Source organism: Marinimicrobium sp. UBA4209 (assembly GCF_002381585.1).
GTDB lineage: Bacteria > Pseudomonadota > Gammaproteobacteria > Pseudomonadales > Cellvibrionaceae > Marinimicrobium > Marinimicrobium koreense.
Map to the genome: position 1 here is coordinate 1,091 of NZ_DFTP01000085.1, position 595 is coordinate 1,685.

The 595-nt window shown below is 63.4% G+C and carries 1 protein-coding gene; it reads right to left on the reverse strand.

The window, feature by feature from the left end; translation table 11 throughout:
* On the reverse strand, positions 1-454 hold a 454-nt coding region (locus B3187_RS12310; RefSeq protein WP_286806768.1), incomplete at its 3' end, for a GAF domain-containing protein.
* Between the last annotated feature and the right edge of the window lie 141 nt (positions 455-595).

Below are 595 nucleotides of genomic sequence, written 5' to 3' on the forward strand. Positions count from 1 at the left end.
CCCCCGCCAATTGGGCTGACATGGTGACAAGGAAGGCTTCATCGCCCTCATCGAACCGGCGCCGCTCCACCTGCTGGACCACCAGCACCCCCAGCACTTTACGGTGGTGGATAATGGGAACGCCGAGGAACGAGCTGAAGCGCTCCTCACCGGTTTCGGGGAAGTATTGGTAACTGGGGTGGGTTTCAGCCTGCTCGAGGTTGATGGGCTCTTCCCGGGTGACGACCCGGCCGACCAGACCTTCACCGTCTTTCAGCCGCACCCGACCGACCGCATCGGCATTGAGGCCCTCGGTCGCCATCAGTACATAGTCGCCCTCGGGGCCGCGCAGATACACCGAGCACACCTCGGTTTTCATGGCGGTCTTGACCCGGGAGACGATGATCGCCAGCGCGGTCTTCAGGTCCCGCGCCGCGTTAACCTCCTGGACGATGGAACGCAGGGAGTTCAGCATGTGCGACTCGCCGGTGCACGGGCCGGATCAAACCAGGCGGCCTCGAGTTGGCTGTGGTAGGGAGAGAGCTCCTTGAGCGCTCGGCGGTAGACCTCGCGCTTGAAGGCAACCACTTTCGCCAGCGGATACCAGTAGCTGACC